At 68.4% G+C, this 247-nt stretch carries 1 protein-coding gene; it reads left to right on the top strand.

The features are described 5' to 3' along the window. On the top strand, nucleotides 1-247 hold a 247-nt coding region (locus P0D89_RS54550; protein WP_408379942.1), incomplete at both ends, for an ATP-binding protein.

Here is a 247-nt window from a genome sequence, read left to right as displayed (position 1 = left end):
GCGTTCGGTCAGCCACCAGATGAACGCGGCGAAGTTCCCGGTGCATCGCGACATCGCGGGCTTCGACTTCGATGGCTCGCCGGTCGACCGCCAGCTCGTCACGCAACTGGCCGGCATGACGTTCACCGAGGGCGCGCACAACCTGGTTCTGGTCGGCGGCCCGGGCTCGGGCAAGACGCACCTGGCGACCGCCATCGGCGTGTCCGGCATCATGCACCACGGCAAGCGGGTGCGCTTCTACTCGACC

This window comes from Paraburkholderia sp. RL18-085-BIA-A, from assembly GCF_046027075.1.
GTDB lineage: Bacteria > Pseudomonadota > Gammaproteobacteria > Burkholderiales > Burkholderiaceae > Paraburkholderia.
This window is presented reverse-complemented; position numbering and strand designations above follow the sequence as displayed.